This is a genomic window from Oerskovia rustica (assembly GCF_014836555.1).
GTDB classification, from domain to species: Bacteria; Actinomycetota; Actinomycetes; order Actinomycetales; family Cellulomonadaceae; genus Oerskovia; species Oerskovia rustica.
The window spans coordinates 11985-19775 of record NZ_JACSQQ010000038.1; the positions used below are offsets into that span (position 1 = coordinate 11985).

Sequence of the window (7791 nt, forward strand, 5' to 3'; positions counted from 1 at the left end):
CCCCCCCCCCCCACGGCCGGCCCGTCCCACGGAGACGTGAGGACGGGGTCGGCGTCGAGCAGCGCGAGAGTCTTGGTGGACCGCACCTCGGTGGTCGTGTACCCGAGCCCGTCGGCCACGTCGCGGGGCAGGACGTCGGCGAGCGTCACGCGCGTCGCGCGGAACTCCTGGCCCCAGGCCTCGACGGCGGCGACGAGCTGACCGGCGACGGTCGTACGGTCGGCGGCGGGGTCGACCGCGATCTCGTCGATCTCGACGACCGCGCCGTTGGCCGTGAACGTCAGGCGCTGGCTGGCCAGGAGGTAGCCGACGACGCCGGTCGTGTCCTCGGCGACCAGCAGCAAGGTGTCGAGCGCCCGCAGCAGGGGCCCGACGACGCGGTCGTGCGTGGCCCGGTCCGGTGCGTCCGGCTGGAGGCGGACGACGAGGAGCCAGAGGTCCTCGCGGTCTGCGGTCGTGGCGCGGCGTACGGCGACGTCGCTTTGCGTGGGGGCCAGAGTCATCGTCGTCGCATCGGTCACCGGGTGAACTTAACAGGCGGAACCGAACACTTCCGGGACGTGTCCGTCGAACGGTCCATTCGTCGCGTACTTCACGAAACCACGGGTGGAGTCCGGCGTCCTGGCGCCGTTCCAGCGGTGGCTACGCGTCCAGCGTGCGGACGCCCGTCTCACTCCCCGAGCGCGTACCGCATGGGTTCGAGCTTGGCCTCGGACTCCGCGAGCTCGGCCGCAGGGTCGGAGGCCGCGACGATGCCGCAGCCCGCGAAGAGACGCACGTGGTGCGGGTCCCGGGAGGACAGCTCGGCCGAGCGCAGCGCGATGCCCCACTCGCCGTCGCCGTCCGCGCCGAACCAGCCCACGGGGGCGGCGTAGCGAGCACGGTCCATGCCCTCGATCTCGCGGATGAGGTCACGAGCCGCGAGGGTCGGCGTCCCGCACACCGCGGCCGAGGGGTGCAGCGCGGCCGCGAGCGCCAGGCTCGTGGGTGCCGGTCGCCCGTCGGCCCCGGCCACGAGGACCCCCGTGACGTCGGAGGCCAGGTGCAGCACGTTGGGCAGGTGCAGCACGAACGGCGCGTCGGGGACGTTCATCGACGAGCAGAAGGGTGCGAGCGCGTCGGCCACCGACGCGACCGCGTACTCGTGCTCCTCGAGGTCCTTGGACGAGCGGGCCAGGTGGGCGGCGCGCAGCAGCGAGTCGTCGTCGGCCTCGGCCCCGCCCGACCGGCGGATCGTCCCGGCCAGGACGCGCGAGGTCACGAGGCCCTTCTCGCTGCGCACGAGCAGCTCGGGGGTCGCGCCGACCATGCCGTCGACCGAGAACGTCCAGCACGCGTCGTACGCGGTCGCGAGACGTCCGAGCATCCAGCGGGGGTCCACGGGGTGCTCGGCGGTCGCGACCACGTCCCGTGCGAGCACGACCTTCTCGAGGTCGCCCCGGCGGATGCGCTCGACGCCCTCGGCGACGACCGCGGTCCAGTCGTCCGCGCTGAGCGAGCCGTCGACCGTGGTCACGCGGCCGGGTGCGGCCACGGGCGTGCGGTGGGCCGGGTCGAGGACGGACGCGACGTCGTCGGGCAGGGCGTCGCCCTCCGAGATGCTCGTGACCCACGCCGTGCCTCCGGGACCGCCCCTGCGACCGACGACGACGCGCGGGACCAGGATCGTGCCGCCCGGGCGGGCGTCCCCCGTGGTGCCGGACGCGTCGTCGAACGCGAACGACCCGAACGCGACGAGCCCGCTGCCGGGCAGGGACACGTCGTCGTGCACGACGGCCGCACCCAGGACCTCCTGCCACGCGGCCTCGGCGTCGGCGAAGCGGCCGGGCCCCCAGGCCTCGAGCCGCAGGGTCTCGCCCCAGCCGACGATGCCGTCGCCGCGCCGCACCCAGGCGAGCGGCCGGGCGTCGGGCAGGAGGTCTGTCAGGGCCGTGAGGTCGTCCGGCAGCCCGTCGGGCAGCCTCGGCGGGGGCCCGCCGCGGGGCGGGGCGGCGGGGGGGGCGGGGGACGGCTCCCGTGCCCGACGGCGGAGCGCGTCTCTCGTGGAACGTCGGCCTGGCGAGGAAGGGGGAGACGCGCACTACGTGGTACGAGGCTTGCCCTTGCTGATCGTCCAGTAGTGGTCCGCGTCGAGTGCACATTCGGCCACGTACCGTCGGCTGAGCGTCTCGCCGCGACTGCCATCTCCGTTGAGCAGCCAGGACATCGGCTTGTTATAGAACTTGAGATGTCCCATGCACTCCGTGCACTGTCCGGAGAATCGTGCGAGGCCGAGCCGATGCCCCCAACCGGTGAGAGCTGGCAGCAACGACGGGCCGAGGTGCTGAGTTTCGTTCTTCGTGACCCGGAAGAGGCCGACAGCGAGCAGGCACATCCCCAACGACCCGACGAAGAGGAACGCCCAGAAGAGGGGTGGGCCCTGTGTCACAGAGCTGAGAACCGAGCTCACGGTCTGGAACCCTCCCACCAGGGAGACGACGCCGAGGACGGCGCTGAGCCAACCCAGCATCGATTGAGTGACGGGGCTGGTCCAGTGCCACTTCGTGGTGTATTGCATCGGTTCGGACGCCTGGGGGGACGAGTGGATAGTGACGTCTCGACCAGCCTGGATGTTGTCCCTGCCGACATCCCTCGCAGAGTTGGAGATGCCCCGGCCATCTGCTGGTGTTGATGCCCCGCAGGCACTGCAAAAGTTGGCCTCAAGTGGGTTCCGGCCGCCACACGACACGCAGTCCTTCATGTATCCCCCTAGTGATTGTCATCGTCTACTGCCTTGCACGAGGGAGGATGCCAGAGGGCGCCGACACGCGCGGCCGGCATTCGCACCGCCCAGGCAAGGAAGGGGCTCGACGCTCGGCTCGGCGGGGCAGCGCGTGTCGGTGGGGCGAGCGATGATGGGCACGTGAACGACGCCACCCCGCCGCACCCCGCAGCCAGCCCCGACAGCACGAGCACGGCCCGCGCGGCCGCTGACACCGCCGTCGCCCCCGATGCCGCCCCGGCGCTGGACGAGGCCGGCGCACAGCGGCGCTGGGCCGAGCTCGTCGCCCAGGTCGAGGCCGACCAGCGGGCTTACTACGAGGCCGACGCCCCCGTGTCGTCCGATGCCGAGTACGACGCCCGCATGCGCGAGCTCGAGGCGCTCGAGGCGGCGCACCCGGCCCTCCAGACCCCCGAGTCGCCCACGCAGCGCGTCGGCGGGCGTGCCGCGACGGGCTTCGCGACCGTCGAGCACCTCGAGCGCATGCTCTCGCTCGACAACGCGTTCTCCGAGGAGGACCTCGCCGCGTGGGCTGCGCGCGTGCACCGGGATCTGGGCGTCTCGTCCGAGGCCCCCGTGGAGTACCTGTGCGAGGTCAAGATCGACGGCCTCGCGATCGCGCTGCTGTACGAGCGGGGGCGCCTCGTCCGGGCGGCGACCCGTGGCGACGGGCGCACGGGCGAGGACGTCACGGCGAACGTCCGCACCATCACGAGCATCCCGCAGCAGCTCGCGGGCGACCCGGCCACGCACCCCGCGGTGATCGAGGTCCGGGGCGAGGTCTTCCTGGGGGTCGAGGACTTCGCGGCCCTCAACGAGGCGCTCGTCGCGGCCGGGCAGGCGCCCTACGCCAACCCGCGCAACACCGCGGCCGGCTCGCTGCGCCAGAAGGACCCGGCCGTGACCGCGAGCCGCAACCTGCGCATGTACGCGCACGGCGTCGGGGCGCTCCAGTGGGAGGAAGGCGAGCACGCCGAGCTCGGTCGCCAGTCCGACGCGTACGCGCTGTTCGAGCAGTGGGGCATCCCCGTCTCACCGCACAACCGGGTCGTCGACGGCCTCGCGGGCGTGCAGGAGATGATCGCGTACTTCGGCGAGCACCGGCACGACATCGAGCACGAGCTCGACGGGATCGTCGTCAAGGTCGACGAGCTCGCGCTCCAGCGCCGCCTCGGGGCGACGAGCCGCGCACCGCGCTGGGCCATCGCCTACAAGTACCCGCCCGAGGAGGTCAACACCCGCCTGCTCGCGATCCAGGTCGGGGTCGGGCGGACCGGCCGGGCAACCCCGTACGCCGTCATGGAGCCCGTGCTCGTCGCGGGCAGCACCGTGCGGCAGGCGACGCTGCACAACCAGGACGTCGTGCGCGCCAAGGGCGTGCTGATCGGCGACGTCGTGGTGCTGCGCAAGGCCGGGGACGTCATCCCGGAGATCCTCGGGCCGGTCGTCGCGCTGCGCGAGGACGGCGTGCAGCGTACGGAGTTCGTCATGCCGGCCGAGTGCCCCGAGTGCGGGACGCCGCTGCGCCCCATGAAGGAGGGCGACGTCGACCTGCGCTGCCCCAACGCCGAGAGCTGCCCGGCGCAGGTCCGCGGGCGCGTCGAGCACATCGGCTCGCGCGGCGGCCTCGACATCGAGGCGCTGGGCGAGGTCACCGCGGCCGCGCTCACGCAGCCCTACGAGCCCGCCGAGCCGCCGTTGCGCACCGAGAAGAACCTGTTCGGCCTCACGGTCGACCAGCTCGCCCCGATCCGCGTCGTCGTCCGCGACCCGGAGACCGGGCTGCCCCGGCCGTACGAAGGGGTGGGGGAGTCGGGCGAGGTGGAGATGTCCGACGGCTCGGTGCTGCTGGCCAAGGTCGTCCGGCCGTTCCAGAAGGTCGCCGCCCGCACCTACCCACCGGGGTTCGAGGACGCGACCCCCGCCGAGCGCAGGGCTGCGGGCGTCCGCAAGGACTTCCCGGTGTACGGCCCGTCGACCACGGCGCAGACACTCGTGGACGAGCTGCGGATCGCGCGGACCAAGGACCTGTGGCGCATCCTCGTGAGCCTCAACATCCGGCACGTCGGGCCGGTCGCCGCCCGGGCCCTCGCCGAGTGGTTCGGGTCGCTCGACGCGATCCGGGCCGCGAGCCGGGAGGAGCTCGCGGCGGTCGAGGGCGTCGGGCCGGTCATCGCCGACGAGGTGCTCGCCTGGTTCGAGGTGGACTGGCACCGCGAGATCGTCGAGACCTGGAAGCAGGACGGCGTCCGCTTCGACACCCCGGGTCACCCCGGCCCCGGTGCCCGCCAGCAGCCGACGGGCCCGCTCGCGGGTCTGACCGTCGTGGTCACGGGAGGCCTCGAAGGGTTCTCGCGCGACGGCGCCAAGGAGGCGATCCTCACCGCGGGTGGCAAGGCCTCGGGGTCGGTGTCCAAGAAGACGGACTACGTGGTGGTGGGTGAGAACGCGGGCTCCAAGGAGACCAAGGCCAGGGACCTGGGCCTGCGCATCCTCGACGAGGCGGGGTTCGTGGCGCTCCTCGCGGGCGGACCGGCGGCGGTCGGCGACGCGCCGGAGCCCGAGGACTCGGACGCCGACGTCGCCGAGGTCACCGAGGGGCCGCCGGCCGACTGACCGTCCCTACGGTCCGGCTGGCGCCCGCCGTCGAGTTGGTGGTTTCCCGTCGAGAGAGAGGGCCACAGCTCTCTACCTCGACGCCAAGCCTCTACTTCGCGACGCCGGTGTCGGTGCCGGTGCCGGTGTCGGTGTCCGCGGGACCCGGGGCCGCGGGACCCGGCATCGCGGGGGCCGCGGCCGGCCGGCGCGCCAGCACGGCCCGCAGCCCCGCGGTCTGCTCGGGCGGCGTCGCCAGGACCGGCCCCCGCGGCGGACCGGTCGGCACGTCGAGCAGCCCGGCGAGCGCGTGGAGCCCCGCCACGGGCCGCAGCCGCCCGAGCTCGCGGACCAGGGCCAGGAGCCAGGACCGCTCCACGACCGCGTCGAGGGGCCGCCGGTCGAGGTGCGCGCGGCGCATCACGACGTACTCGTCGGGGACGAGGGCCGCGACCCCGGTGTGCCAGGCGTCGCTCGGTGGCAGGATCGTGAAGGCCCCCTCGGTCATCGCGAGGTCGCCGCTGAGCCCCACGGCGAACGGCTCGCCCGCGACCGCGGCACGGACGGCGTCCAGGCGTACGCCCACGTCCGTCCTCCCCGCCGGGTCCTTGAGGCCCCGGAGCCTGGCGGTGCGGGCGAGGTGGGTCAGCACCTCGGGCGTCACGTCGAACCCGCTCTGGGCGGGCCGGTTGTAGAAGCAGACGGGCAGGTCCGTCTCGGCGGCCACGGCCTCGAACAGGGCCACGACCTCGGCGTCGACGAGCGGGACGTACGCGAAGGGGGTCAGGACCAGCCCGTCGGCGCCGCCCGCCTGCGCCGCGGTCGCGTTCCGCAGGACCTCGGTGGTCGAGGGGGCCGCGACCGCGACGTGCACCGGGACCTGCCGCCCCGAGGGGCCGGGACCGGCCTCGCGTGCCGCACGGACCGCGGCGCCCACCACGGCGGCGCGCTCCTCGGAGGAGAACGACGTGCCCGCGCCCGACGACGCGAGGACCGTGACGCCGTCGACCCCGGCGCGGACCGCGTCCTGGACGAGGCGCGTCAGCGTCCCCAGGTCGGGGAGCCCGTCGGGACCCAGCGGCGTGATCGGGTAGGCGAGCAGCCCGGTGAAGGGTGTCGGTGAGGTCATCCCCGAGATGGTGCCACAGGCCGTCCGCCGAGGGGTGGGCAGCCCGGCCAATGAAGTGGTACCCGCGTCTACGATGCGGGCATGACTCAGGCGACCTCTGCGACCCAGCCCTCCCCGCACGGCACCGGCACGCCAGCAGCCGCCCAGGTGCGCGGCGCGCACCTTGTCGGCTCCGTGAACCTCCCGACGGCCGAGGACACGTTCCGCACGGTCGCGGCCCACGCAGGCACGCACCTCAAGCGCATCCCCGACGGCGAGGTGGGCGAACGCTTCCACTGGATCCTCTTCCAGGGCGAGCGCTTCGACGCCGTGCCGGGCCTGGCACGGTTGCCGATCGAGCCCGTGGTCGTCGCCGGGTTCGACGTGCGTCCTCTCGTGCTCGACGGGGCGGTCCCGGCGGACGAGCTGGTCTTCGGAGAGCTGGGTTACGCGGCCGCCGCGACGGCGTCGTACACGGACTTCGTGCGGCTGCGCGCGGAGGGGGCGATCCCCGCGGCCACCCGCTTCCAGGTGTGCCTGCCCACGCCGCTCGCCCCCGTCGTGGCGTTCGTCGTCCCCGACGCACGGGAGGCCGTCTACCCCGCCTACGAGGCCGCGATGCTGCGCGAGATCGAGGCGATCGTCGCCGCGGTCCCCGCGGGCGACCTCGCGATCCAGCTCGACCTCGCGAGCGAGTTCGCGCTGATCGAGGGCGCGAACCTCGGTGCCGGCCCGGCCCAGGCATGGTTCGCGATCGACTCCGACGAGGTGCTCGCGGGCTGCGTCGCGCGCGCCGCTCGCGTGGCCTCCGCGGTGCCCGCGGGCGTCGAGCTCGGCTTCCACCTCTGCTACGGCGACGTCGCCGAGAAGCACTTCGTCGAGCCGTCCGACACGCGTCGACTGGTCGAGGTCGCGAACGGCCTGGCCGCGACCGTCTCGCGCGAGATCGCGTGGTTCCACCTGCCCGTGCCGATCGAGCGCGACGACGTCGAGTACGTCGCCCCGCTCGCGGACCTCACGATCGATCCGGCGACCGAGCTCTACCTCGGCGTGGTGCACCACGAGGACGGCGTCGAGGGCGCGCAGCGTCGTCTCGCAGCGGCGACCCAGGTCCTGGGCCGGGAGGTCGGAGTGGGCACCGAGTGCGGGTTCGGTCGTGGCCCGAGCGAGCGCACGGGTCCGCTCCTCGACGTCCACACCGCGGTCGCGCGCGCCTGGTAGGAGCCAGCGCCCTGCGCGTGCCCGACGGCGCAGCGCACCTCGGTGACCGGGCGCGCCCCGGTGCGTGGCGCCGTCGGGAGCACGAACGGTCAACGACCCCGACGGG

At 73.8% G+C, this 7791-nt stretch carries 6 protein-coding genes; 2 read left to right on the plus strand and 4 right to left on the minus strand.

The features are described from left to right. The 3 genes from H9652_RS19945 to H9652_RS16795 form a co-directional block, all read right to left on the minus strand. A partial coding sequence (locus H9652_RS19945; RefSeq protein ID WP_225228388.1) for a GNAT family N-acetyltransferase occupies positions 1-503 on the minus strand: 503 nt, incomplete at its 3' end. Positions 504-670: 167 nt separating this feature from the next. Then, the gene (locus H9652_RS16790) at positions 671-1960 is read right to left on the minus strand and encodes an isochorismate synthase (RefSeq protein ID WP_191797531.1); all 1290 of its coding nucleotides are present in this window, start codon (positions 1958-1960) and stop codon (positions 671-673) included. A gap of 120 nt (positions 1961-2080) precedes the next feature. Beyond that, positions 2081-2557 (minus strand): hypothetical protein, encoded by a 477-nt coding sequence (locus H9652_RS16795; RefSeq protein ID WP_191797517.1) that lies wholly within the window; start codon positions 2555-2557, stop codon positions 2081-2083. Positions 2558-2902: 345 nt separating this feature from the next. On the opposite strand from H9652_RS16795, the gene ligA reads away from it, so the two are divergent. Continuing rightward, the gene (gene ligA / locus H9652_RS16800) at positions 2903-5377 is read left to right on the plus strand and encodes an NAD-dependent DNA ligase LigA (protein WP_404822054.1); all 2475 of its coding nucleotides are present in this window, start codon (positions 2903-2905) and stop codon (positions 5375-5377) included. Between the two features lie 91 nt (positions 5378-5468). Here the strand turns inward: ligA and H9652_RS16805 are convergent, their stop codons facing one another. Further along, on the minus strand, positions 5469-6485 hold the full coding sequence (locus tag H9652_RS16805) for a dihydrodipicolinate synthase family protein (RefSeq protein ID WP_191797519.1): 1017 nt from the start codon (positions 6483-6485) through the stop codon (positions 5469-5471). Between the two features lie 81 nt (positions 6486-6566). On the opposite strand from H9652_RS16805, the gene H9652_RS16810 reads away from it, so the two are divergent. Next, entirely contained in the window at positions 6567-7685 is a 1119-nt protein-coding gene (locus H9652_RS16810) for a uroporphyrinogen decarboxylase/cobalamine-independent methonine synthase family protein (RefSeq protein WP_225228389.1), read from the plus strand. Positions 7686-7791: the final 106 nt, after the last annotated feature.